Origin of the sequence: Pseudomonas caricapapayae, assembly GCF_001400735.1 — a bacterium.
GTDB classification, from domain to species: Bacteria; Pseudomonadota; Gammaproteobacteria; order Pseudomonadales; family Pseudomonadaceae; genus Aquipseudomonas; species Aquipseudomonas caricapapayae.
The window spans coordinates 79,007-102,043 of record NZ_LJPW01000104.1 but is presented as its reverse complement, the minus strand read 5'-3'; the positions used below and the strand labels follow the sequence as shown (position 1 = coordinate 102,043).

The following is a 23,037-nucleotide window of genomic DNA, read 5'->3' as shown; positions in this document are numbered from 1 at the left end:
CTGGTGGCCGTGGCGGGTGTCTTGGGGATCAGTGCAGCACGTCGTTGCCGGTGTGTGCCGTGTTTATCGGTCATGCGGGGCGTTCTCTGCGCAAAAGCGGGCCATCTCGCCCGCGGTATGCAGAAGTGCATTCCAAGATGTATGCCGATAATATTTTTATCTAATAAAAACAAATAGATAGAGATTTAAAATCGAAGGATGGCTCGATTTTCAGGCAAAACATGCGAAATAGTGCGCAGTTCTTTGCTCATACGTGCGAACTCGTTCATACGGGCTACAACCGTTGAAGTGAAGCCATCGCCCGCTTGATGCAGGCGCTCTGTGCGCAAGAGTGTGCACATCCACCAATTTGCATGTTGGCAATGACGGAGTGCAATTAAGGCCCGTTGGCCACTCACACCCTGTATCCATTCCCCCCTCACCACCCACCCCGCAAATAAAGCACGATACCCGCCCATCGCTCATATCAAGGAATGATCCATGTCGCTGGCTATCGTCCATAGTCGTGCCCAGGTCGGGGTGGAAGCCCCGGCGGTTACTGTTGAAGCGCATCTGGCCAACGGCCTGCCGGCCCTGACGCTGGTGGGGTTGCCGGAGGGGGCGGTCAAGGAGAGCAAGGACCGGGTGCGCAGTGCCATTCTCAATTCCGGGCTGGATTTTCCGGCGCGGCGGATCACGCTCAATCTTGCCCCGGCTGATTTGCCCAAGGATGGCGGGCGGTTCGATCTGGCGATTGCGCTGGGTTTGCTGGCCGCCAGTGGGCAGGTGCCGCTGGTTGCGTTGCAGGATGTTGAATGCCTCGGCGAGCTGGCGTTGTCGGGAGCGATTCGGCCGATTCAGGGTGTGCTGCCCGCTGCGCTGGCGGCGCGTGCGGCGGAGCGCACGTTGATCATTCCGGCGGTGAACGCGGAGGAAGCTTGTTTGGCATCGGGGCTGCGGGTGATCGCGGTGAATCACCTGCTGGAGCTGGTCGCGCATTTCAACGGGCGCACGGTGATTGCGCCTTATCAGTCCAGCGGTCTACTGCATCAGCCCAAGCCGTATCCGGATTTAAGCGAAGTGCAGGGCCAGACCGCCGCGAAGCGAGCGTTGGTGATTGCTGCCGCCGGGGCGCATAACCTGCTGTTCAGCGGGCCGCCCGGCACCGGCAAGACGCTGCTCGCCAGCCGCCTGCCGGGTTTGTTGCCGCCGCTGGACGAGCACGAAGCGCTGGAGGTCGCGGCGATTCAGTCGGTCGCCAGTCAGGTGCCGCTGACCAGTTGGCCGCAGAGACCGTTTCGACAACCGCATCACTCGGCGTCCGGGCCTGCATTGGTGGGCGGTGGCAGTCGTCCGCAACCCGGCGAAATTACCTTGGCACATCATGGTGTTCTATTCCTTGATGAGCTGCCGGAGTTTGATCGTCGCGTGCTGGAGGTTCTACGTGAACCGCTGGAGTCGGGGCATATCGTGATTTCCCGGGCGCGGGATCGCGTGCGTTTTCCGGCACGCTTCCAGTTGGTGGCGGCGATGAACCCTTGCCCCTGTGGATATCTCGGTGAGCCTACCGGGCGCTGCCGTTGTTCCACCGAGCAGGTGCAGCGCTATCGCAACAAGCTGTCCGGTCCGCTGCTGGACCGGATTGATCTACACCTGACCGTCGCCCGCGAAGCCACTGCCCTCAACCCCGATCCGACCACCAGTGAAAACACCGCAAGCGCGGCAGCGGTGGTTGCGCAGGCCAGAGAGCGTCAGCAACGCCGTCAGGGCTGCGCCAATGCCTTTCTCGACCTGCCGGCGCTGCGCGAACACTGCGCGCTGTCCAGTATCGATGAGCGCTGGCTGGAGACGGCCTGCGAGCGTCTGACCCTCTCGTTACGTTCGGCGCATCGACTGCTGAAAGTGGCACGGACGCTGGCGGATCTGGAACAGGTGGATGCGATAAGCCGCAGTCATCTGGCTGAGGCTCTGCAGTATCGGCCTTCGACTAACTGAACACCCTTCAGATGTAAAACGATCAAGGCGACGGCGAGCCTTATATCAGCGAGAAACTCGACCTCATGCCAAATGCGCTCACCGTCGAGCGTCATGTCCGTGGCAGAAGGGTAACCAGGGTGAGGAACTCAATACCGCGAATCGCCACTCAGCAGCGATAAAGGGAGATTACTCAATGAACATCACGCCGCTCACATCAACTGCGGGCAAGGGATCGGCTGCCGCGGCCACAGACAAAATTTCCATTCCCAACTCCACGCGCATGATCAATGCCGCTTCAATCAAGTGGTTGAGTAAAGTGCGTAGCGCCATCAGCGACCACATCAGTGCCAGTATCGAGAAAGGGAAACTGTTCGAGCTGGCTTCCTTGGGCAGCAACGTGTTCGGTGTCCCAGCCCTCTCAGACCGCCGCTCGACGCTTCATCCTGTGTTGGGGTTTGAGCCTGACCATAATCACGATCTGAACCTTGTCAGGGTCCATATGCAGGACAGCACCGGCAAGCTCAATCCTTGGGAGCCGACACCTGACGCGGTCGCGACCACTTCGCGCCCCTCTGAGCCAGACGCGCAAGCCGGTTCTGCTTCGTCATCATTGCCTCAGCGGCCACCCGCAGGCTCGGTGCTGAGTCTGTTGGGTATCGAGCTGAATCAAGCACAACGCCATAGCCCTCGTGTGGACAAATCTATTCCGAGACGCCCTGGCCGGGAAGACAGGAACAGGGCAAGGATCAATGCAAAGCAAACAAAGCCAACAGCGGCTAAAGCCTATGGCGAGCATCAGACACCCAATCCTGATTCGACCAGGCAAAAAGAGACGGCTCAACGCGTTGCCGAAAGCATAAACAGGATGCGAGAGCAGCAAAAAGGAATGCAACGCGCCGAAGCGCTTCTCAAGACCAGAGCCGCTCTGCAAGCACGGGAGGCCGCACGCAAACAGCTCCTGGACGTGCTCGAAGCTATCCAGTCTGGCCGTGAGGACTCCATCGACAAGAAGATCAGCGCCACTGAAAAGAACGCCAAGGGCATCAACTACCAGTGAGCTGACATCGGCGATACAGGCCGCTGAAAGTAATGTGCAGCCTGGCGGATCCGGAGCAAGCGAACGCGATCTCCCCCTGGCCATCTGACCGAGGCATTGCCGTATCGGCCTCCGTGTAATGGAACACCTCAAACGCAAAAACTCGCCGTCAACGATCAAGTCGACGGCGAGCTTTTGCATGTCGTTGCGAGGTTTACATGCTGCTATAGAACGGGAAGATCCCCATCAGCAGCGCGGCAACCAGAATGCACATGCACACCAGAATCGCCCATTTCAGGGTGAAGCGCTGGTGGTCGCCGAACTCGATACCGGCCAGGGCAACCAGCAGGTAAGTCGATGGCACCAGCGGGCTGAGCAGGTGGACCGGCTGACCGACGATAGAGGCACGGGCCATTTCCACCGGGCTGATGCCGTAGTGGGCAGCGGCTTCGGACAGCACCGGCAGTACGCCGTAATAGAACGCGTCGTTGGACATGAAGAAGGTGAACGGCATGCTTACCAGCGCGGTGATCACCGCGAGGTACGGGCCGAGCGCATCAGGGATCACTGCCAGCAGGCTTTTCGACATCGCGTCGACCATGCCGGTGCCGGACAGGATGCCAGTGAAGATACCTGCGGCGAAGATCAGGCCGACCACCGCCAGAACGCTCCCGGCGTGCGCCGATACTCGGTCCTTCTGGTCCTGCAGGTTCGGGTAGTTGATGATCATCGCGATACTGAACGCGATCATGAACAGTACCGGCAGCGGCAGCAGGCCCATGATCAGGGCAACCATCAGTGCGAAGGTCAGCGCGCCGTTGAACCAGATCAGCTTTGGACGACGTGCGTCAGGGAATTGCGAGACGCTGATTTCGCTGTGATCGACTTCATCACCCTTGAGGTGCAGTTCACCCAGGCGAGCGCGTTCGCGTTTGCCGTAGAAGTAGGCAATTGCCAGGATCGCAACCACACCGGCCAGCATTGCCGGGATCATCGGTACGAAGATATCCGATGCATCGACATGCAGGGCGCTGGCCGCACGAGCGGTCGGGCCACCCCACGGGGTCATGTTCATCACACCACCGGCCAGAATGATCAGGCCGGCCATGATGCGCGGGCTCATGCCGACGCGGCTGTACAGCGGCAGCATGGCGGCAACGCAGATCATGTAAGTGGTCGCGCCGTCACCGTCGAGGGACACTACCAGCGCCAGCACGGCGGTGCCGACCGAAATGCGCATCGGGTCGCCCTTGACCATTTTCAGGATCTTGCGCACGGCCGGGTCGAACAGGCCGGAGTCGATCATCAGCGCAAAATACAGAATGGCAAACATCAGCATGACGCCGGTCGGCGCCAGCTTGGTGATACCCGCCAGCATCATCGGGCCGATCTGCGACGCGAAGCCACCGAACAGGGCGAAGATGATCGGGACCAGGATCAAGGCGATCAGCGCAGTCAGGCGCTTGCTCATGATCAGGTACATGAACGCAATAACCATGGCAAAGCCAAGGAAAGTCAGCATGGGAATACTCCAGACGTAATACGGCTACAGAACGTGAAATGAACGAGTCAGCTCAGCAGATCGGTACGTGGAGTGGAGGCGCAAGGAGGGTATGGAACGAGAAGTCAGCAAGCATCGGAATCACCATTATTGTTGTTAATTGGGCCTGAAACACGTTGGAGTCCGTTCCTGGCTAGCCGGTCTTTTTGCCGGAAGTGAGGCGATGCTAATGGCCCAAGCTTTCACCGACCTTTCAATCGGCCGTTGTGGAATTTTTATTGTCACAAGGGTTGTGGCGCATGAACGGGAGAGGCACCGATGAGCGAGATACACACAGGCGGCTGCCATTGCGGCGCGGTTCGTTATCAGTTCGATGCTCCGCTGAAGGGCATCGCTCACTGTCACTGTTCCATCTGTCGACGCACGTCGGGCGCAACGGTCGTAACCTGGATAAGTGTGCCGCTGGGCTCGTTCAAATGGCTTTCAGGCGACCTCTCTGCCTACGATTCCGCATCAACCTGCGTTCGCTATTTCTGCGGCAATTGCGGTGCTCACATGGCGTTATTCACCCGAAACAGCCCTGAAGAGATGGATGTCACCATTGCAACGCTCGATCAACCCGGGTTGGCCACCCCATCCAGACATATCTGGATAGAAAACCGGCTTCCCTGGTTGCATCTGGATGAGCATCTGCCGGGGGACGAGGGCGAGCCTGAGTGAGGTGTCAGCGCCGACGTAAGAGCCGTCGGCGCTCGCCGCAGATTACTTGCTGAACTGCGAAGCCAGTTCGCGCAGCAGCACTTCGGCTTCCAGCACTTTTTTCACCGATTCGTTGGCTTTTTCGCGGCTCAGGCCCAGGCGTTCGAACAGTTCGTCCGGGATCTCCTGTTCAGGTCCGGCACCGATACCGTTGACCCGCAACAGGCGTACTGCCAGATAGACCAGGTTGGCGTAGACGTGATGCTCGCCCTTGTAGTGCGGGTCGTGCTGAAAACGCAGCGCAGTGGCGAGTTCGTCGGGCATGTCCCAATAGCGCATCAGCCAGGCGCCGATCTGTTCGCGGCTGATGCCCAGCAGGTGCTGTTCGATAAAGCTGTGGTGCAGGTGCGGATTGACCTCCAACTGGCGGCAAATCAGGGTGAAGTGCGGCGGAAATACATGCGCCAGCAGCAGATAGCCGAAGTTGTGCAGTAGACCGGCAAGGTAGCTCAGGCCAGCTTCTGGCCGGCTGGCACGCGGGATGGCGCGGGTAAGGCCTTCGATAACGGCGGCTGTGTAGATCGACTGCTGCCAGTAGGGTGTGGTCTTTTGCGGCTGATCCTTGGGCAGACTCAGGGTTTTGCCCAACGCGAGGCCCAAGGCCAGATTGATCACCAGATCAAAACCCAGTACCCGAACGATTGCGTCTTCGACCGAGCGGATTTTGCCGGTCGACGCGTAATAGGGCGAAGCCGCCCAACTGACGACCTGTGCCGCCAGTGCAGGGTCGGTTTCGACGACCCCGGTAATGTCATCGATGGTCGCATCGGGGTCGACCCGCAGCTTGATGATTTTCTGTGCGGTGCCAGCCAGAGGCGGTATCTCAAGGGTCGCTTCCAGGCGCTGCTGGATACGACGCGCTGTAAAGGCATGCATGGCCTGGGTGATTTCCGCCGGATCGTCATCAGGACGATCGAGGTTTGGACGGATTGCCGCCACCGACTGCCCGAAGTGCGCCGCGCTGGCCTTGCTCAGCATGCCCTTGAAATCGTCGCTGCTGATTTCCAGCAACACCCCGGTCTCGCCCGACCCTACCAGCAGCGTCGGCTCCTGAAGCAGGCGTTCGTCGTAAAGACACGGTGAGCTGGTTAGCGCCGGAAGCCCCGGCAGCTCGCGCAGATTGTGCTTGGTGAGCATGCGCTGCAAACGGTCATGCGGCACAGCGGTCAGTTGGCGTCCGGTCAGCTCGGTGATTCGGCTGAGGTCAAGCAACTGGCTCTGCGGGAAAAGGATAAGCAGCGCACCGACAGCGTCCTCGACCAGCACCGCCTGAACCTTGCGCGCTGGCTGGAGGCTTTTGTCGTCCATGACTTCGTTGTAGCTGATAGCCAATTTTTCAAGCAGCTGCCGGATTACCGACGGCGCATGGTGCGGATCATTGACGTGGGCAACTTCTGTCATGAGCTATGTCCAAATTCCTACATTTTTTGAAGTATAACCACGTTATTCGTTTTCGGTCGCACGCGGTGTCCAAAGCGTAGCCTGCATCACACCTGGCCATACTGCTGGCCATGACGCAGCCATCTGTCGAGCAGCGGGCTGACATGTTGCGGCCAGCGCTCCAGCAGGGCCTGCGCCGCGCCGCGTACGGCGGGTAGCAGATCCGCGTCACGCATCAGGTCGGCGACCTTGAATTGCAGCAGGCCCGTTTGTCGGGTTCCCAGCATTTCGCCGGGGCCACGCAGTTCGAGATCCTTTTCGGCGATGACGAAGCCGTCGTTGGTTTCGCGCATGATGCCCAGCCGCTGGCGTCCGATCTGTGAAAGAGGCGGGTGATAGAGCAGCACACAGTGACTGACCGCGCTGCCGCGCCCGACACGTCCGCGCAATTGATGCAACTGGGCCAGGCCAAGGCGCTCGGGGTTTTCGATGATCATCAGGCTCGAGTTAGGTACGTCGACACCGACCTCGATCACCGTGGTGGCCACCAGCAGTTGCAGCGCGCCCTGTTTGAATTCGGCCATGATCGCGGCTTTTTCTGCAGGTTTCATGCGCCCGTGTATCAGCCCGACGCGAACGTCACCCAAGGCACTGCTCAGTTCTTCGTAGGTGGTTTCAGCGGCTTTGCAGGTCAGCTCTTCGGATTCTTCGATCAGTGTGCACACCCAGTACGCCTGACGACCCTCGGCGCAGGCGGCACGCACGCGCTCGACGACTTCCAGGCGGCGGCTGTCGGCCACCAGTACGGTATTGACCGGCGTACGTCCGGGCGGCAGTTCGTCGAGGATCGACGTGTCCAGGTCGGCGTAGGCGCTCATTGCCAGCGTGCGTGGGATCGGTGTGGCGGTCATGATCAATTGATGCGGACACATCAGGCCACCGACACCCTTCTTGCGCAGCGCCAGGCGCTGCTGAACGCCGAACCGGTGCTGCTCGTCGATGATGACCAGCGCCAGATTCCTGAACTGCACTTCGTCCTGAAACAGCGCATGGGTGCCCACCACCATCGGGGTGCCACTGGCGATCTGTTCCAGAGACGTCGCGCGCGCCTTGCCTTTGAGCTTGCCTGCCAGCCACGCTACACCCACGTCCAGAGGCTCAAGCCAGCGCTGGAAATTGATGTAATGCTGCTCGGCGAGAATCTCGGTAGGAGCCATCAGCGCCACCTGGTAGCCGGCTTCCAGTGCTTGCAAGGCAGCCAGCGCCGCAACCACGGTCTTGCCCGAGCCCACGTCGCCCTGGATCAGCCGCAGCATCGGTTCAGGCTGGCTCAGGTCATAGGCCACTTCCTTGCCGACACGCTGCTGTGCCCCAGTAGGCGTGAAGCCGAGGTTGGCAAGAAATTGTTTCGGCAGTTTTTTCGCCACCGGTAACGCCGGTGCACGCTGTGAGCGCAGGCTTTCACGCAGACGCTGCTGGGAAAGCTGGTGGGTCAGCAGTTCCTCGAAGGCCAGTCGATGCTGCGCCCAGTGATGACCGAGGGCCAGTTCCTCCACATCGGCATCGGCGGGCGGGTGATGCAGATAGCGGATCGCATCATCCAGCGGAGCCAGTTGATAATCACGGGCGAGCTCGTCAGGCAGCCAGTCCGGCAGGCTCTTGGGGCCAAGCATCGCCAGGCTTTGCTGACACAGCTGGCGAAGACGTTGCTGGGTCAGGCCTTCGGTCGTGGGGTAGATCGGTGTGAGGGTCTGTTCGACGGGCGCGGGCTCATCACCGGTGATCGCCCGGTATTCCGGATGATAGATTTCCAGGCCGGAAGCGCCGGGACGTGCTTCACCGAAGCAGCGCAGATGCGTGCCACGCTTCATGCTTTCTTTCTGGGCATTGCTGAAGTGGTAAAAGCGCAGGCTGACGACACCTGTGCCATCGCCAAGCCTGACCAGCAAGCTGCGACGTTTGCCCATTACCACGTCGGCGCCGCTGACCATGCCTTCGATGACGGCATCCTGGCCAGGGCGCAAGGCCCCAATCGGTACGACGCGGGTCCGGTCCTGATAGCGCAACGGCAGATGAAACAGCACGTCCTGCAGGGTTTCCAGACCGACCCTGGCCAGCTTTTCTGCCATCGCCTCACCGACACCCTTGAGCGCCGTGACCGAGACCCTGGAAAGCTCGCTCATTTCTTTTCTGCCTAGCTCGCGACTGTTTTCGGGCGTGCCACCGAGCACAGGCGTGCAGAGTCAGCGAGAATCTCGATGGCTTTCGGCCTCGGGAAGCTTGCTCGCCAGGCGATGGCGACCGTGCGGAAGGGCACGGGCGGCGTCAGCGGGCGGACTTCGATCACTCCGGGCGCGTAATGGTGGCTGTCGACGGCCGACAGCGGCAGGATCGAAATGCCCAGCCCGGAGGCGACCATGTGTCGAATGGTTTCCAGTGAACTGGATTCTACCGTTGTGTGCTTGGAACCTTCGTTACCTTTGCCCAGTGTCGGGCAGGCTTCCAGGACCTGATCGCGGAAGCAATGGCCTTCGCCCAGTAACAGCAGGCTCTTGTCGTTGAGCGCCGAGGCATCGATGGTCTCTTTTTGAGTCCAGGGATGGTCGGCCGGCATCAGGACAGAGAACGGCTCGTCATAAAGCGGCAGGGTCAGCACGTCGGCCTCGTTGAACGGCAAGGCAATGATAACGGCATCCAGCTCACCGTTACGCAGCTTGTCGCGCAGCACATGGGTGAAGTTTTCTTCGATATACAACGGCATCTGCGGAGCGACCCGGTGCAGTTGCGGAATCAGATGAGGGAACAGGTAAGGACCGACGGTATAAATAGCACCGACTTTCAGCGGAGCGGTCAGCTGATTCTTGCCGGCCTGGGCCAGCTCACGAATCCCCTGAGCCTGTTCCAGCACTTTCTGCGCCTGAGCAACGATGCCTTCACCAACCGGTGTAAGGCGCACGGCGCTCTTGCTGCGCTCGAAAATGAGCACACCGAGTTCGTCTTCGAGTTTTTTGACACCCACCGACAGCGTTGGCTGGCTGACATGGCAGCGTTCGGCTGCGTGGCCAAAGTGCTGCTCCTGGGCGAGCGTAACGATGTAGCGCAATTCTGTAAGAGTCATAACGTGCGTCCATGAAGTTGCGACCCCAGCATAGCGGGTGCGATCGATAGACGCACGTTATCAGAAGCACTCACAAGTAACAAAAGTACAATTCAGCGTTTATCCAGCGAATAAACGAACGGTGCAAGGATTTCAATGGTGCCGTTATTGAGAATTTCCTTGGGCGGTTTGGGCAGCGGTTGAGCGCGACGGATCATTTCCATGGTCGCTCTATCCAGCGAAGGGCTACCCGACGTGTTGGCAATCGAGTAGGAAAGCACATTGCCGTCAGCGTCCACAACGAAGCGCAGCCGCGCAACACCCTGCATACCGCGACGACGCGCATCCTCGGGATACTTCTTGTACTTGCCCAGGTGGCTCAACAGATCACCCTGCCAGCTTGGCAATGCATTACTGGGCGGCGAAGGTGCCGGAGCAGGTTTCGGAGCGGCCGCTTTTTCCGGTGGTGCCGTTGTCGGCGGCGTATCGACCGGTTTTTCGTCAACCGGCTTTTCCTGCGGCGGCTCAGGCTTCTTCTGCAGCTTTGGCGGCTGCGGTTTTGGCTTGGGCTTTTCAACCTTTTTGGGCACCACGATTTCCGGCTTCGGCGCTTGCGCGACTTCCGGTACGGGCACCTGCTCTTCAGGGGCGGGCGGTGGAGGCGGCTGAACGACCTTGGGCGGCGGTGGCGGTGCAGGCTCGGGCAGCGGCGCAAGTTCGACCATCATGGCTGCCGGTGGCAGCTCGATCGCCTGGGAGGCGGGCCAGCGAACGGCGACGATGATTGCGATAGCGTGCACGGCCAGCACCAACAACAGACTACCGCTATAGCGCGTCAGTTTTTGGCGCGTACTGATCATTTCTTACCAGCCGTCTCAAGACCTACCAGACCGACCTTCAGGTAACCCGCGCCCCGAAGCGTGTTCATGACGTCCATCAGATCGCCGTAATCCACGCCTTTGTCGGCCTGGAAGAAGATCGTGGTGTCTTTTTTGCCTTTGGTCCGCGCGTCCAGCACCTGGCCGATCTGCTCGCGAGCAACCTTCTCTTCGCCCAGATACAGGCTCTTGTCGGTCTTGACGCTGAGGAAGATCGGCTTCTCGGGCCTGGGCTGTGGCGTTGCCGTGGACGCTGGCAGGTCGACCTTGATGTCCACAGTTGCCAGCGGTGCCGCGACCATGAAGATGATCAGCAGCACCAGCATGACGTCGATGAACGGCGTCACGTTGATTTCATGATTCTCGGCGAGATCGTCGCCGCCTTCGTTAAGATGCAGGCCCACGTGTTAGCCCACCTTGACCATGTGCGGTTGTTGTTGATTGCGCTCGGTCGGCTCTGGCAGGTGATCCAGATCACGGCTGACCAGCAGCAGAACATGTGCAGAGGCATCGGAAACCTGAGCCTTGTAACCGGCGATGGAGCGGGCGAACACGTTGTAGATCACGACCGCAGGAATCGCGGCGACCAGACCCAGTGCCGTTGCCAGCAACGCTTCGGCAATACCGGGTGCCACGACAGCGAGGTTGGTGGTCTGAGTCTTGGCGATGCCGATGAAGCTGTTCATGATGCCCCACACAGTGCCGAACAGGCCCACGAACGGCGCGGTGGACCCGATGGTCGCCAGCACGCCGGTGCCCATGCTCATGTTGCGGCCACAGGCGGCGACCAGACGCTCGAGGCGGAAGCTGACGCGCTCCTTGATCCCTTCACGTTCACGGCTGTTGGCCGAGAGGCGCATCTCTTCGAGAGCATCATGTACCAGCAGGTGGGCAAGTGTGCCTTCCTTGCTGGCAGTCGCGCTGGCTTCGGTGAGGGAGCGGGCTTTCTTCAGATTGACGATTTCACCGCGCAACCGGCGCTTGGCACCGAGCAGTTCGAAACCCTTGGAGATCCAGATGGTCCACGTAATGATCGAAGCGATGGCCAGACCGATCATGACCGCTTTGACGACGACGTCGGCGTTCTGATACATGCCCCATGGCGACAGGTCGTGAGACATGCCCAGGCTGTTGTCTTCGGCTACGGGTTCGAGTGCCTGCACCGGTGCTGCTGCGTCAGGCGCAACAGGCGCAGTGGACGTTGCAGGTGCAGCGGTCGGAGCCGCTTGATCTGCAAGCGCCATGGGAACGAACATCAGGCTCAAGACAAGGGCTGCGATACCGCGCCATGCACGAGGCAGGCGAGGCATCTTGGTAGGCGAAGCGATTGATTGAATGCGTGTCATGCTGGCCGGACCTGAGAGGAAAATAGGGAGGGTTCCAGTGCGTCGTGATGTGCTTTCGACGCTCACAGGGAACAAATGGGCTGCCATTATTGCAAATCGTTCTTGTTAACAAAAGTAATACAGTATCTTTTTTACATATTCGGCCGAATGCTTGCCTGTCGATGAGTGTTTTTACGCTGCTGGAGCTGCCCTCTCTGGGGATAAAGCACGCTGCGCTCACGAATGGCCTTCGGCTACGAGGAGAGGCCAGGGGAAGCTGCAAAGCATCGGTTGATCAAATTCGATGCGAGCGTTAACATTGCGCTGTCGACACAGACCGGAACCTTGGCAGCAAGGGGTGTCGATTTCGGTGACTCACGTCACTCCCAGCCAGTGAGCGGGATAAGCAGGTAACTGCAAAAGGACAGGCCGATATTGAGATTTACAAAAAGCCTCGTTGCTTCGGCAACGGGGCTTTTTGCTATCCGTCATATGTGCCTTCCGGCGTTCCGCATCTCAAGGATGTAGCGAACGTTATGAGGCTTCCCTTTCGGCAGGGTAGGCCGACCCCACGTAGCGACTTCATACGCTGAGATAACGCGAAGCTTCAGAAGGTTCGTGGTGCCGAGTGGCTTGCTGATGGAGAAAAAATCGCATAGTCATGCAGGTCGAGGCAAAAATACCGTTGGCTGTTTTCCGTATAAAACGGAACGGCCAGTCCCTGAAAAAAGCGTTTCTGGATGTACTCCACCAACTGGGTGCTGCAATCGTAGCGCTCGCTGCAAAAGTAACGGCGCTCCCCTCTGTAATGGATGAGGTGGCCATTGCCCTTGTCATCTGTAAAGCAGTGCAACCCGAACTCGAACTTGACGGTGACCTGCTCCTGCGCAATGTCAAACGCCAGATCAAAAGGTTGAAGGTGCGCCATGGAGAATGTCCGATCTCCTATTTTTATGTCTTTCCATCGCATGTGAATCTTCGCCAATCCCGTTGAAGGCGCGCATTGTAGCCGCGTGATTTGCGCTTAACACGGGGGTGCCCGAAAATGCTCAAACCCAAGGTTTGGGAACGACGAGTCACCAGCGTGATCGCATAGGGGCACGGCGCTGGACGCTTACATCTGTTTACAGCTTTGTTTCGAGTGTCGCGTCTTGATGAGCGTTTTTTACGATACTGACACCCCCCTTCTTTGGAGATATCGAATGACTGCTCCTTCCCTTCTGATTGCCGGTTGTGGCGATATCGGTGCTCGACTCGCTACCCGGCTGCTGCCTCATGGTTGGGTGGTTCACGGGCTGCGGCGCACTGTTTCCGAACTTCCTGCCGGAGTTCGCGGTGTGCAGGGCGATCTGTTCGAGGCCCAAAAGCCCGCCCAATGGCCTGCCGCGGCACTGGACTACGTGGTGTATTGCGCAACCCCCTCGCAGCGTGACGAAGCGGGCTACCGGATGGCCTATGTCGAGGGGCTGCGTAATGTGTTGAGCTGGCTGGAGCAGACCGGACAGCGTCCGAAGCGGTTGATCTTCGTTTCAAGCAGCGGTGTTTACGGTCAACAGAGCGGGGAATGGGTCGATGAACACTCTGTCACCGAGCCCACCAACTACACCGGTACGGTGATGCTGGAAGCCGAGCAGGTCGCCCTGAACAGCGGACTGCCTGCCACAGCCGTGAGGCTGACCGGCATTTACGGACCCGGACGCAGTGACCTGTCGAACCGCGTACGTCAGGGGCACAGTGTCAGGATTGATCCGCCGGTCTACGCCAATCGCATCCATGCCGACGATGCCGCCAGCTTGCTGGAGCATCTGCTGCAGGCGGATCAGCGCGGCGTGGCGCTGGAGAGTTGCTATCTGGGCGTCGATGACGATCCGGCCGCGCTGGCCGATGTGGTGACCTGGATACGCGAATATCTGGGGGTGACCGAATGGTCGGAGGATGTCAGCGTACAGCGCGTGGGCAGCAAGCGTTGCAGCAACGCCAGAGCGCGGGCCTTGGGATGGGAGCCTGTGTACCCGGATTACCGGGCCGGCTATGCGGCATTGCTGGGGTAGAGCGTTTGCCGTCAGGAGCGTTGCAAGAACGCTCCTGACGCGGGCATTGCCTACTGCTGCTCAAGCAACCAGCGGCGTGGGCCTGGACGCAGTTCGGGCATCTGGTCCGCACCGGCATTGTTCACAGCCTGAAATATCTCCAGCTGCTTGCCTTTGCGAGCAAAGATCCACGGGTTGCCCTTCTCGGCTTTCTCCAGCCACATACTGTCGTACTCGCCGCTCATGGCTGCACAGTCACCTGCCAGGCACAGTGCGTAGCGATCGTTTTCCGGGAGCCCTTGCACGCTGCCATCAGGCATGAACTGCACGGTGCTGCCCTGGCCGTCGCCTTCCACGACCGTCCATTTGCCGCCCATATAGGCGCCATACAAGGCCTTCTCGAAACTGGTGCCTGGCTGAGCGCCTTCCGGTGCCGGATTTTCGGGCTTCTGGAAGTGCTGTTCAGGACCTGACTCGCTGGCCGCTTGAACCAGTTCATCACCCTTGACGCTCAGGTCTTCGAAGAAGTTGCCGTAGAAATCGATGTGCAACTTGCCTTCGGCGGCACTGACAATCTTGCCTTCGCCGAGCTCGAAACCATTGGAGTAAATGGCCTGGTTGGCTTTGGAGTTGATTTTCCATTCCAGGTTAGGGCCATTGGCGAGCAAAGCCTGACGCAGGTTGCCTTGTTTGACGGCCGCATCAATGGCGGTCTGATTGATCCAGGTGCCGTCCGGATTGCGGTCGGCGTGGCTGGCGCAGCCGCCCAGAATGACGGCGAGCAGCGAGATGGCGAGCGCGGAGCGCATAACGGATTCCTTCCTTCAGGGAGAACGGAGCGCAAGGCACGCTCCGTCGGGGGATTTATTAGATGACGAGAATCGCGTCCATTTCTACCTGGGCGCCACGCGGCAATGCCGCAACGCCGATGGCCGCGCGAGCTGGATACGGCTGGGTGAAATAGGTACCCATGATCTCGTTGACCTTGGCGAAGTGGCCCAGATCGGTCAGAAAAATGTTCAGTTTGACGATGTCCTTGAAGGATCCTCCAGCCGCTTCGGCAACCGACTTCAGGTTTTCGAAGACCTGAGTGATCTGGGCTTCGATGCCTTCGACCAGCTCCATGGTGCCGGGGTCCAGCGGGATCTGTCCGGACATGTAGACGGTATTGCCAGCTTTGATGGCCTGGGAATAGGGGCCAATGGCCGCAGGGACTTTATCGCTGGTGATGACAGTCTTGGTCATGAAGAACTCCTGATGATTGGATGGCCTACGCGCGCATCCGGGTGATGCGTGTGACACCGGTCAGGGCGCGCAGTTTCTTGATCACGCGAGCCAGGTGCACACGGTCGTGCACGCTGACCACCAGTTGGACCACGCTGATGCGACCATCGCGTTCGTCCATGCTGATTTTTTCGATATTGCCGTCGGCCGCGTTGACGCTGCTGGCCAGCAGCGCGATCAGGCCGCGCTGATGCTCGAGTTCGACACGCAATTCGACATTGAATTCGCCAGTCACATCCTTGGCCCAGGACAGCTGGATGCATTTTTCCGGGTTATGACGAATTTCGCTGATATTGCGGCAGTTATCCAGGTGCACAACCATGCCCTTGCCCGCTGACAAGTGGCCGACAATCGGGTCGCCCGGGATCGGCGTACAGCATTTGGCATAGCTGAGGACCAGGCCTTCTGTACCACGAATCGCCAGCGGACCTTCAGGGCTCGGTAACTGATCGCCTTCGCCAAGCAGGCGGCGGGCCACGACATAGGCCATGCGATTACCCAGCCCGATGTCCTCAAGCAAGTCTTCGAGCACATCGACCCGGTACTCGTTCAGTACCAGCTGGATGCGTTCCTGAGTGATCTTGTCGAGGCTGCATTCGAAGCCGTTGAGCACCTTGTTCAGCAGGCGCTCGCCCAGATTGATCGATTCGGAACGGCGTTGCAGCTTGAGGGCGTGACGAATATGCGTGCGTGCCTTGCCGGTGACGACAAAGTTCAGCCAGGCCGGGTTCGGACGTGCGCCGGGAGCGCTGACAATCTCGACGGTCGAGCCGCTTTGCAATGGTTCGGACAATGGTGCCAGGCGACGGTTGATACGGCAGGCGATGCAGCTGTTGCCAACGTCGGTGTGTACCGCGTAAGCAAAATCCACCGCCGTTGAGCCTTTGGGCAGCTCCATGATTCGCCCTTTCGGGGTGAAGACGTAAACCTCGTCCGGGAACAGGTCGATCTTGACGCTTTCAATGAATTCCAGCGAGTTGCCGGCACGCTGCTGCATCTCGAGCACGCCTTTGACCCACTGCCGCGCACGGGCGTGAGTGCCCTTGGGCTGCTCATCGTCACTGGATTTGTACAGCCAGTGCGCAGCGATCCCGTTATTGGCCATCTCTTCCATTTCGCGGGTGCGAATCTGGATTTCGATTGGCACGCCATGCATACCGAACAAGGTGGTATGCAAGGACTGATAGCCGTTGGCCTTGGGGATTGCGATGTAATCCTTGAAACGGCCAGGCAGCGGTTTGTACAGATTATGTACAGCACCGAGTACGCGATAGCAGGTATCGACCTTGTCGACAATGATCCGGAAAGCGTAGACGTCCATGATCTCGTTGAAGGCGCGACGCTTGCCGCGCATCTTCTTGTAGATGCCATACAGATGCTTCTGCCGTCCGCTGACGTCGCCTTCGATACCGTCAACGGCCAGGCAATGACTCAGGGATTCTTCGATCTTGTTGACCAGTTCCTTGCGATTGCCCCTGGCGCGTTTGACCGCCTGGTTGATTCGCGAGGAGCGCATTGGGTACATCGCCTTGAAACCCAGGTCCTCGAACTCGATGCGCACACTGTGCATGCCCAGTCGATTGGCGATAGGCGCATAGATTTCGAGGGTTTCCTTGGCGATACGCCGACGCTTTTCGCCCGACAGTACTTCCAGCGTGCGCATGTTGTGCAGGCGATCGGCGAGCTTGACCAGGATCACGCGGATGTCGCGGGCCATGGCCATGGCCATTTTCTGGAAGTTTTCCGCCTGGGCTTCGGCCTTGGTCTCGAAATTCATCTGGGTCAGTTTGCTGACCCCGTCGACCAGTTCCGCGACGGTTTCGCCAAACTGTGCGCTGAGCGCTTCCTTGGCAATCCCGGTGTCTTCGATAACGTCATGCAGCATCGCAGCCATCAGGCTCTGATGGTCCATGTGCATGTCTGCAAGGATGTTCGCCACTGCAAGAGGATGCGTGACGTAGGCTTCGCCGCTACGACGGCGTTGGCCGTCGTGGGCCTGTTCGGCGTAGAAATACGCTCGGCGGACCAGATTGACCTGGTCCTTGCCAAGGTAGGTCGACAGTCTGTCGGCGAGGGCGTCTATGCTCGGCAAGGCGCTACCCCTTGTCGATGGCTTTTACCCTGCGCCGTACTACGTCGACCTGGCATAGGCTTAGACGGCCTCGTTGGACTCGTCCTCGAACGCTGCGAACAATGGCTCATCTTCAACGATTTCGGCTTCTGCGATTACAGCGTAATCCATCATGCCAGCCGCGATTTCACGCAGTGCCATAACGGTAGGCTTGTCGTTTTCCCAGGCCAGCTTTGGTTCTTTGCCGCCGGTTGCCAGTTGACGGGCACGCTTTGTAGAGAGCATGACCAGCTCAAAGCGGTTATCCACGTGTTCTAGGCAGTCTTCAACGGTTACGCGGGCCATGGGTATTCCTCGTAGCAAATGCGGATGCGCGATGCCCGGATGGGCGAGCGGACTCGATAGTTTACAAGCGGACAGCACCAGTCATCAAGCGGCACGCCACCAACGGCCTGTTTTAACCTGTTGCCGGGTGTCTGAAACGGCTCGATCAGGCCAGCAACTCCTGAAACAGCTCGCTGTATTGCTCCTGCTGGTGCTGTTGAGTCAGGCGATTGGCGCGGAATATCGCCTTGAGGTCCTCCAGCGCACCGGCGAAATCGTCATTGACCACTACGTACTCGTACTCGTTGTAATGGCTCATTTCGCTGACCGCTTCACGCATTCTGGCTTCGATGATCTCGTCACTGTCCTGGCCGCGATTGGTCAGGCGCTGGCGCAATGCCTGCTGGGTCGGCGGCAGAATGAAAATCGACCGGGCGTGCGGCATTTGCGCCCGAACCTGCCGGGCACCCTGCCAGTCGATTTCCAGAATCAGGTCATGGCCTTCGTCCAGGGTTTGCTGCAGGTGGCTCTGCGAGGTGCCGTACAGATTGCCGAAGACCTCGGCCTGCTCCAGAAAATCGCCGTGCTCGATCATGCGCTGGAACTCGGCACGATCGACGAAGTTGTAGTTCACACCGTTCACTTCGCCGGGGCGCATGGCGCGAGTAGTGTGCGAAACCGAGACGCGAATCTTCGCCTGAGCGCCATGCTGAGGCTCTTGCTGGGCGTCCATCAGGGCCTTGACCAGGCTGGTCTTGCCCGCGCCCGAGGGGGCGGAAATGATGTACAGGGTGCCGGTGATATGGGTCATGTCAGGTTCAGCCTTACTCAATATTCTGCACTTGCTCACGCATTTGCTCGATCAACACTTTGAGGTTGACGGCAGCCTGCGTGCTGCGTGGGTCAAAGGCCTTGGAGCCCAGTGTATTCGCTTCGCGGTTAAGCTCTTGCATCAGGAAATCAAGACGGCGACCCGCCTGGCCGCCAGCCTTGAGCACACGGCGCACTTCGGTAACGTGTGTGCTGAGGCGGTCCAGCTCTTCGGCGACATCGCTTTTCTGCGCCAACAGGACCATTTCCTGTTCAAGGCGCTGAGGGTCCAGCTCGGCTTTCATATCGGCAAAGCGATCCAGCACTTTCTGGCGTTGAGCGGCCAGCATCTGTGGCACCAGGGTGCGCAGAGTGGCGACCTCTTCGACGATGGCAGACAGCCGGTCATCGAGCAGTCTGGCAAGGTCTGCGCCTTCGCGACCACGTCCGCTTTTCAATTCGGTCAACGCATCATTGAACAGCTTCAGTGCCTCGGTGTTCAACACCTGCGGATCGCTGGCATCGGCGACCAGCACGCCCGGCCATGCCAGTACCTCAAGCGGATTCAGTGCCGCAGGCTGTTTGATCAAGCCGGCAACCGATTCTGCTGCGGCGATCAATTGGCCCGCGCGCTCCAGATCCACCTGCAGCGGCTTGCCAGCGGTTTCCTCGATAAAGCGTAAGGTGCATTCGACCTTGCCTCGTGACAGGCCCTGACGCAGCGCTTCACGAATCGCGCCCTCCAGATCGCGGAACGACTCCGGCAGGCGCAGGTGAGGCTCCAGGTAGCGGTGATTGACCGAGCGCAGTTCCCAGCTCAGTGTGCCCTGGGCACCGGCCCGCTCTACTCGGGCAAAGGCAGTCATGCTGTGCACCATGGGAAATACCTCTTGGTTCGGTTTCAAAAGCGTGATTCGGTTCATGAGCGCGCGCAGTCGGCGGTCATGGGTGTCGTGAAAGCCGACTGGCTGCAGAGGCGCAGGATTGTAGCGCAGTGCGAGGCAGGCTCCCAATCCGGCAGTGTGACAAGTGACGCAAGGCGCTGTTTGCAACGTTGCCAACGCGTTGAAAGCCTTGATCCAGAGCATTCTGTTCGCCGCAAATCGGCATTGGCGGCTTTTAGAGATGCCCAGCGGCGGTTGTGGCCTCTATAATGCCCGGCAGTTTTCCGTCTCAGTACAGGTATCCCAGATGAAACGTCCAAGTGGTCGCGCCGCCGATCAGCTCCGCTCGATCCGCATCACCCGCAACTACACCAAACACGCCGAGGGTTCTGTACTGGTCGAGTTTGGTGATACCAAGGTGATCTGCACCGTCAGCGTCGAAAACGGCGTACCACGCTTTCTCAAAGGCCAGGGCCAGGGTTGGCTGACCGCCGAATATGGCATGCTGCCTCGCGCCACTGGCGAGCGTAACCAGCGCGAAGCCAGCCGTGGCAAGCAGGGCGGCCGTACCCTTGAGATCCAGCGCCTGATCGGTCGTTCGCTGCGCGCTGCGCTGGACATGTCCAGGCTGGGCGATGTCACCCTGTACGTCGATTGCGACGTCATTCAGGCGGACGGCGGCACTCGCACCGCATCGATCACCGGTGCCATGGTTGCATTGGCCGATGCGTTGAAAGTGATCAAGAAGCGTGGCGGCCTGAAAGGCGGTGATCCGCTCAAGCAGATGATTGCGGCAGTGTCGGTTGGCATGTATCAGGGCGAGCCGGTGCTCGACCTGGATTATCTGGAAGACTCTGCTGCCGAAACCGATCTGAACGTGGTCATGACCAGCGCAGGCGGCTTCATTGAGGTTCAGGGTACCGCCGAGGGCGCGCCGTTCCAGCCGGAAGAGTTGAACGCGATGCTTGCGCTGGCGCAGAAAGGCATGACCGAGCTGTTTGAATTGCAGCGCGCCGCGTTGGCCGACTGATATCCAGAAGGGGTCCGATAATGAGTGACAGCTTGCAACCGTTCAGCAAACCGCCTCAAAGCGCTCGCCAGTGGGCGATGTTCTGTCACTTGTCGGCATTTGCCGGACTGATGTTTCCGTTCGGTAACCTGCTCGGCCCACTGATTATCTGGCAGTTGAAGAAAGACGCCGATCCATTTATCGACGCGCAAGGCAAGGAAGCGCTGAACTTTCAGATCACAGTCGCCATTGCGGCCACCGTCAGCATGCTGCTGGTGCTGTTGGTCATCGGCTTTGCGTTACTGACGCTGGTGGGAATCGGAGCCGCAGTGCTTGCGATCATTGCCGGGATAAAAGCCAATGACGGCGTCGATTATCGCTATCCGTTCACCTTGCGCCTGATCAAGTAGCATCACTTCAGGCAACGCAAAAAGCCGACGTCAAGTCGGCTTTTTCGTGTTCGCGGCCTGTCTGGCTGTCAGATCGTCAGGGTCCAGTCGTAATCCACGATCAGCGGCGCGTGCTGCGAAAAGCGCGGCTGGCGAGGCAGTCGGGCGCTGCGTACGAAGCGGCGCAGACCCGGGGTGAGGATCTGATAATCGAAGCGCCAGCCCAGATTCAGCATCTCGGCCTGTTCATTATCCGGCCACCAGCTGTACTGATCACCTTCGCGGCTGACTTCACGCAGGGCATCGACATAGCCCATGGTGCCGACAATCTCGTCCATCCAGGCACGCTCGGGCGCGAGGAAGCCAGGCGACTGCTGGCTGTCGCGCCAGTTCTTGATGTCGAGCTTCTGCTGCGCCACATAGAGCGATCCGCAGTAGATGTATTCGCGACGCTTGCGGCGCTGCTTGTCCATGTACTTGCCGAAATCGTCCATGAGCTTGAATTTCTGATTCAGGTCTTCATCACCATTCATCCCTGACGGAAAGAGCAGGGTAGCAATACTGACCTTGTCGAAATCTGCTTGCAGGTAGCGCCCGTAGCGGTCGGCTGTCTCGAAGCCGAGGCCGCTGATTACCGCCTTCGGCTGCAACCGCGAATAAAGCGCCACACCACCCTGAGCGGGAACCTCGGCTTCGCAGGCATAGAGGAAGTAACCATCCAGCTGAAAGGCTGGATCATCCAGTTCAAAGGTGGAGGCGCGGGTGTCCTGTAAGCAGATGACGTCGGCATTCTGAGCTTGCAGCCAGCTGAGCAAACCACGCTCGACCGCAGCTTGAATGCCATTTACGTTCACACTGATGATCCGCATAAATGGCCCCAAAAATCACGTGCGTGTATGATACCCGAGCTCTACCTAATTAGCTAAATCCGTGGTATCCGGAGCTTTTTTCATGCAAGCGTATCAACGCGATTTCATTCGTTTTGCCATCGATCGCGGTGTTCTGCGCTTCGGTGAGTTCACTCTCAAGTCCGGGCGCACCAGCCCGTACTTCTTCAATGCGGGCCTGTTCAACAGCGGTTCGGCACTGGCACAGCTGGGGCGTTTCTACGCAGCGGCGGTGGTTGAAAGCGGTATTGCCTTCGACGTTCTGTTCGGCCCGGCGTACAAGGGCATTCCGCTCGCATCGGCGACTGCCGTGGCGCTGGCCGAGCATCATGACCGGGATCTTCCGTGGTGTTTCAACCGCAAGGAAGCCAAGGCTCACGGTGAAGGCGGCAGCCTGGTGGGCTCTCCGCTGGTGGGCAATGTGCTGATTATCGACGACGTGATCACGGCGGGCACTGCAATCCGCGAGGTCATGCAGATCATCAAGGACCAGAACGCGACTGCGGCGGGCGTTTTGATCGCCCTCAATCGTCAGGAGCGCGGCAATGGCGAGCTGTCGGCGATTCAGGAAGTCGAGCGTGATTTCGCTATCCCGGTGGTGAGTATCGTGTCGCTGAACCAGGTGCTGGAGTTCCTGGCCGACGATCCGCAGCTCAAGCAGCATCTGCCTGCTGTCGAAGCCTATCGCGCGCAATACGGAATCTGAGGGCGAGGCCATGGCGGTCAGCGGCAGGGAGCGGGCTTCGGTATTGGTTACGCTAGGCGTTTTGGGGCTCTGGCTGGCGTCGGGCATGCTTGTGTCAGTGCCGGCTCAGGCTGAAGATGCGCCCGAGGCCCGTCTTTATCGCTACGTCGACAGCCGCGGTGTGACTGTGATCGATACGCAAGGGGTGCCGCCTGACTATGTTGCCAAAGGCTACGAAGTGCTCAATGGTCGTGGCCGGGTGATACAGGTCGTGCCGCCTGCACCTACGGCCGAGCAGATTCGTCAGTCCGAAGCAGACAAGCGCCAGGCCACTGCCGATGCCCAACTGCTGAGCCTCTACAGCAGCGTGGAAGAGGTAGATCGCGTCAAGGCGCGCAAGCTGGCAGAACTGGACGCACTGGTTGGTGTTGCTCAGGGCAATATTCAGGGGCTGGCGGCCCAGCAGCGCAGTCTGCAAGGTCAGGCTGCCGACCTGGAGCGCGCAGGGCGTCCGGTTCAGCAGGCGCTTGTCGATCAGTTGAATGACTTGCGCGATCAGCAGCAGAAGCTGCAAGCCGATATCGCCGGCTATCAGGCCGCACGGGTAAAGGCCGAAGCGGATTTCGCCGTGGACCGTGCACGCGTCCAGCGACTGACTCAATAATCGGACGCAGAGCGTCCAGAACTGCCCGCCCGCGCTGAACGCGAGCACTATAGCGATCTCGGTCATCC

At 59.3% G+C, this 23,037-nt stretch carries 22 protein-coding genes and 1 pseudogene; 8 read left to right on the top strand and 15 right to left on the bottom strand.

All coding sequences use genetic code 11. From position 1 onward, the window contains the following. Positions 1-480 precede the first annotated feature (480 nt). On the top strand, positions 481-1,974 hold the full coding sequence (locus tag ALO80_RS15080; RefSeq protein ID WP_055009568.1) for a YifB family Mg chelatase-like AAA ATPase: 1,494 nt from the start codon (positions 481-483) through the stop codon (positions 1,972-1,974). A gap of 175 nt (positions 1,975-2,149) precedes the next feature. Continuing rightward, a complete protein-coding gene (locus tag ALO80_RS32325; RefSeq protein WP_055009567.1) occupies positions 2,150-3,013 on the top strand; it encodes a type III effector in 864 nt (287 codons plus the stop codon). A gap of 193 nt (positions 3,014-3,206) precedes the next feature. On the opposite strand, the gene ALO80_RS15070 is transcribed toward ALO80_RS32325, so the two are convergent. Further along, the gene (locus ALO80_RS15070; RefSeq protein ID WP_054984673.1) at positions 3,207-4,514 is read right to left on the bottom strand and encodes a CitMHS family transporter; all 1,308 of its coding nucleotides are present in this window, start codon (positions 4,512-4,514) and stop codon (positions 3,207-3,209) included. Between the two features lie 297 nt (positions 4,515-4,811). On the opposite strand from ALO80_RS15070, the gene ALO80_RS15065 reads away from it, so the two are divergent. Continuing rightward, positions 4,812-5,213, top strand: a complete 402-nt coding sequence (locus ALO80_RS15065; RefSeq protein ID WP_055009566.1) for a GFA family protein — start codon at positions 4,812-4,814, stop codon at positions 5,211-5,213. A 42-nt stretch (positions 5,214-5,255) separates the two neighbouring features. Here the strand turns inward: ALO80_RS15065 and ALO80_RS15060 are convergent, their stop codons facing one another. From ALO80_RS15060 to ALO80_RS15030, 7 genes and pseudogenes are all read right to left on the bottom strand, one after another. Further along, positions 5,256-6,653 carry an aminoacyl-tRNA deacylase and HDOD domain-containing protein gene (locus ALO80_RS15060; protein WP_055009565.1) on the bottom strand — a complete coding sequence of 466 codons (1,398 nt, stop codon included), beginning with the start codon at positions 6,651-6,653 and terminating at the stop codon, positions 5,256-5,258. A gap of 86 nt (positions 6,654-6,739) precedes the next feature. After that, positions 6,740-8,815, bottom strand: coding sequence for an ATP-dependent DNA helicase RecG (recG, locus tag ALO80_RS15055; RefSeq protein ID WP_055009564.1), 2,076 nt, complete (start codon positions 8,813-8,815; stop codon positions 6,740-6,742). Positions 8,816-8,826: 11 nt separating this feature from the next. After that, the gene (locus ALO80_RS15050; RefSeq protein ID WP_032614425.1) at positions 8,827-9,750 is read right to left on the bottom strand and encodes a hydrogen peroxide-inducible genes activator; all 924 of its coding nucleotides are present in this window, start codon (positions 9,748-9,750) and stop codon (positions 8,827-8,829) included. 92 nt (positions 9,751-9,842) lie between these two features. Next, entirely contained in the window at positions 9,843-10,589 is a 747-nt protein-coding gene (locus tag ALO80_RS15045; protein WP_055009563.1) for an energy transducer TonB, read from the bottom strand. Then, positions 10,586-11,011: a TonB system transport protein ExbD gene (exbD, locus tag ALO80_RS15040; RefSeq protein ID WP_010438030.1), complete on the bottom strand. Its 426-nt coding sequence runs from the start codon at positions 11,009-11,011 to the stop codon at positions 10,586-10,588. The genes ALO80_RS15045 and exbD overlap by 4 nt, the downstream gene beginning before the upstream one ends. A 3-nt stretch (positions 11,012-11,014) precedes the next feature. Then, entirely contained in the window at positions 11,015-11,953 is a 939-nt protein-coding gene (exbB, locus tag ALO80_RS15035) for a tonB-system energizer ExbB (RefSeq protein ID WP_055009562.1), read from the bottom strand. Positions 11,954-12,420: 467 nt separating this feature from the next. Next, a pseudogene (locus ALO80_RS15030) lies at positions 12,421-12,860 on the bottom strand (hypothetical protein). A gap of 274 nt (positions 12,861-13,134) precedes the next feature. Here ALO80_RS15030 and ALO80_RS15025 point away from each other — a divergent pair. Further along, positions 13,135-13,983, top strand: coding sequence for an SDR family oxidoreductase (locus tag ALO80_RS15025; protein ID WP_055009561.1), 849 nt, complete (start codon positions 13,135-13,137; stop codon positions 13,981-13,983). A 50-nt stretch (positions 13,984-14,033) separates the two neighbouring features. Here the strand turns inward: ALO80_RS15025 and ALO80_RS15020 are convergent, their stop codons facing one another. The 6 genes from ALO80_RS15020 to ALO80_RS14995 form a co-directional block, all read right to left on the bottom strand. Further along, complete coding sequence (locus ALO80_RS15020; protein ID WP_055009560.1) at positions 14,034-14,771, bottom strand: hypothetical protein; 738 nt, start codon at positions 14,769-14,771, stop codon at positions 14,034-14,036. 58 nt (positions 14,772-14,829) lie between these two features. Further along, positions 14,830-15,207: a RidA family protein gene (locus ALO80_RS15015; protein WP_055009559.1), complete on the bottom strand. Its 378-nt coding sequence runs from the start codon at positions 15,205-15,207 to the stop codon at positions 14,830-14,832. Between the two features lie 25 nt (positions 15,208-15,232). After that, positions 15,233-17,338 (bottom strand): bifunctional GTP diphosphokinase/guanosine-3',5'-bis pyrophosphate 3'-pyrophosphohydrolase, encoded by a 2,106-nt coding sequence (spoT, locus tag ALO80_RS15010; RefSeq protein WP_054984681.1) that lies wholly within the window; start codon positions 17,336-17,338, stop codon positions 15,233-15,235. Between the two features lie 60 nt (positions 17,339-17,398). Next, the gene (gene rpoZ / locus ALO80_RS15005) at positions 17,399-17,662 is read right to left on the bottom strand and encodes a DNA-directed RNA polymerase subunit omega (protein WP_054984682.1); all 264 of its coding nucleotides are present in this window, start codon (positions 17,660-17,662) and stop codon (positions 17,399-17,401) included. Positions 17,663-17,807: 145 nt separating this feature from the next. After that, positions 17,808-18,452 carry a guanylate kinase gene (gene gmk / locus ALO80_RS15000; RefSeq protein WP_055009558.1) on the bottom strand — a complete coding sequence of 215 codons (645 nt, stop codon included), beginning with the start codon at positions 18,450-18,452 and terminating at the stop codon, positions 17,808-17,810. A gap of 13 nt (positions 18,453-18,465) precedes the next feature. Continuing rightward, positions 18,466-19,329, bottom strand: coding sequence for a YicC/YloC family endoribonuclease (locus ALO80_RS14995; protein ID WP_055009573.1), 864 nt, complete (start codon positions 19,327-19,329; stop codon positions 18,466-18,468). 313 nt (positions 19,330-19,642) lie between these two features. On the opposite strand from ALO80_RS14995, the gene rph reads away from it, so the two are divergent. Together rph and ALO80_RS14985 are read left to right on the top strand one after the other, a co-directional pair. Further along, the gene (gene rph / locus ALO80_RS14990) at positions 19,643-20,365 is read left to right on the top strand and encodes a ribonuclease PH (protein WP_055009557.1); all 723 of its coding nucleotides are present in this window, start codon (positions 19,643-19,645) and stop codon (positions 20,363-20,365) included. A 20-nt stretch (positions 20,366-20,385) separates the two neighbouring features. Further along, positions 20,386-20,754: a DUF4870 domain-containing protein gene (locus ALO80_RS14985; protein ID WP_054984685.1), complete on the top strand. Its 369-nt coding sequence runs from the start codon at positions 20,386-20,388 to the stop codon at positions 20,752-20,754. Between the two features lie 68 nt (positions 20,755-20,822). Here the strand turns inward: ALO80_RS14985 and ALO80_RS14980 are convergent, their stop codons facing one another. Next, positions 20,823-21,602: an exodeoxyribonuclease III gene (locus ALO80_RS14980; RefSeq protein ID WP_002551505.1), complete on the bottom strand. Its 780-nt coding sequence runs from the start codon at positions 21,600-21,602 to the stop codon at positions 20,823-20,825. Positions 21,603-21,684: 82 nt separating this feature from the next. Here ALO80_RS14980 and pyrE point away from each other — a divergent pair, with 82 nt between their 5' ends. Then, positions 21,685-22,326 (top strand): orotate phosphoribosyltransferase, encoded by a 642-nt coding sequence (pyrE, locus tag ALO80_RS14975; RefSeq protein ID WP_054984686.1) that lies wholly within the window; start codon positions 21,685-21,687, stop codon positions 22,324-22,326. A gap of 10 nt (positions 22,327-22,336) precedes the next feature. After that, on the top strand, positions 22,337-22,969 hold the full coding sequence (locus tag ALO80_RS14970) for a hypothetical protein (protein ID WP_055009556.1): 633 nt from the start codon (positions 22,337-22,339) through the stop codon (positions 22,967-22,969). Positions 22,970-23,037: the final 68 nt, after the last annotated feature.

Bases quoted from the DNA above. Each gene is read 5' to 3' on its own strand.
- ALO80_RS14995 (WP_055009573.1), bottom strand. From the start codon at position 19,329: ATGGTGCACAGCATGACTGCCTTTGCCCGAGTAGAGCGGGCCGGTGCC.
- ALO80_RS15065 (WP_055009566.1), top strand. From the start codon at position 4,812: ATGAGCGAGATACACACAGGCGGCTGCCATTGCGGCGCGGTTCGTTAT.
- ALO80_RS15025 (WP_055009561.1), top strand. From the start codon at position 13,135: ATGACTGCTCCTTCCCTTCTGATTGCCGGTTGTGGCGATATCGGTGCT.
- rph (WP_055009557.1), top strand. From the start codon at position 19,643: ATGAAACGTCCAAGTGGTCGCGCCGCCGATCAGCTCCGCTCGATCCGC.
- gmk (WP_055009558.1), bottom strand. From the start codon at position 18,452: ATGACCCATATCACCGGCACCCTGTACATCATTTCCGCCCCCTCGGGC.
- ALO80_RS15050 (WP_032614425.1), bottom strand. From the start codon at position 9,750: ATGACTCTTACAGAATTGCGCTACATCGTTACGCTCGCCCAGGAGCAG.
- ALO80_RS14985 (WP_054984685.1), top strand. From the start codon at position 20,386: ATGAGTGACAGCTTGCAACCGTTCAGCAAACCGCCTCAAAGCGCTCGC.
- ALO80_RS15070 (WP_054984673.1), bottom strand. From the start codon at position 4,514: ATGCTGACTTTCCTTGGCTTTGCCATGGTTATTGCGTTCATGTACCTG.
- rpoZ (WP_054984682.1), bottom strand. From the start codon at position 17,662: ATGGCCCGCGTAACCGTTGAAGACTGCCTAGAACACGTGGATAACCGC.
- ALO80_RS14970 (WP_055009556.1), top strand. From the start codon at position 22,337: ATGGCGGTCAGCGGCAGGGAGCGGGCTTCGGTATTGGTTACGCTAGGC.
- ALO80_RS15045 (WP_055009563.1), bottom strand. From the start codon at position 10,589: ATGATCAGTACGCGCCAAAAACTGACGCGCTATAGCGGTAGTCTGTTG.
- recG (WP_055009564.1), bottom strand. From the start codon at position 8,815: ATGAGCGAGCTTTCCAGGGTCTCGGTCACGGCGCTCAAGGGTGTCGGT.
- pyrE (WP_054984686.1), top strand. From the start codon at position 21,685: ATGCAAGCGTATCAACGCGATTTCATTCGTTTTGCCATCGATCGCGGT.
- ALO80_RS14980 (WP_002551505.1), bottom strand. From the start codon at position 21,602: ATGCGGATCATCAGTGTGAACGTAAATGGCATTCAAGCTGCGGTCGAG.
- ALO80_RS15020 (WP_055009560.1), bottom strand. From the start codon at position 14,771: ATGCGCTCCGCGCTCGCCATCTCGCTGCTCGCCGTCATTCTGGGCGGC.
- ALO80_RS15015 (WP_055009559.1), bottom strand. From the start codon at position 15,207: ATGACCAAGACTGTCATCACCAGCGATAAAGTCCCTGCGGCCATTGGC.
- ALO80_RS15060 (WP_055009565.1), bottom strand. From the start codon at position 6,653: ATGACAGAAGTTGCCCACGTCAATGATCCGCACCATGCGCCGTCGGTA.
- exbB (WP_055009562.1), bottom strand. From the start codon at position 11,953: ATGACACGCATTCAATCAATCGCTTCGCCTACCAAGATGCCTCGCCTG.
- ALO80_RS15080 (WP_055009568.1), top strand. From the start codon at position 481: ATGTCGCTGGCTATCGTCCATAGTCGTGCCCAGGTCGGGGTGGAAGCC.
- ALO80_RS32325 (WP_055009567.1), top strand. From the start codon at position 2,150: ATGAACATCACGCCGCTCACATCAACTGCGGGCAAGGGATCGGCTGCC.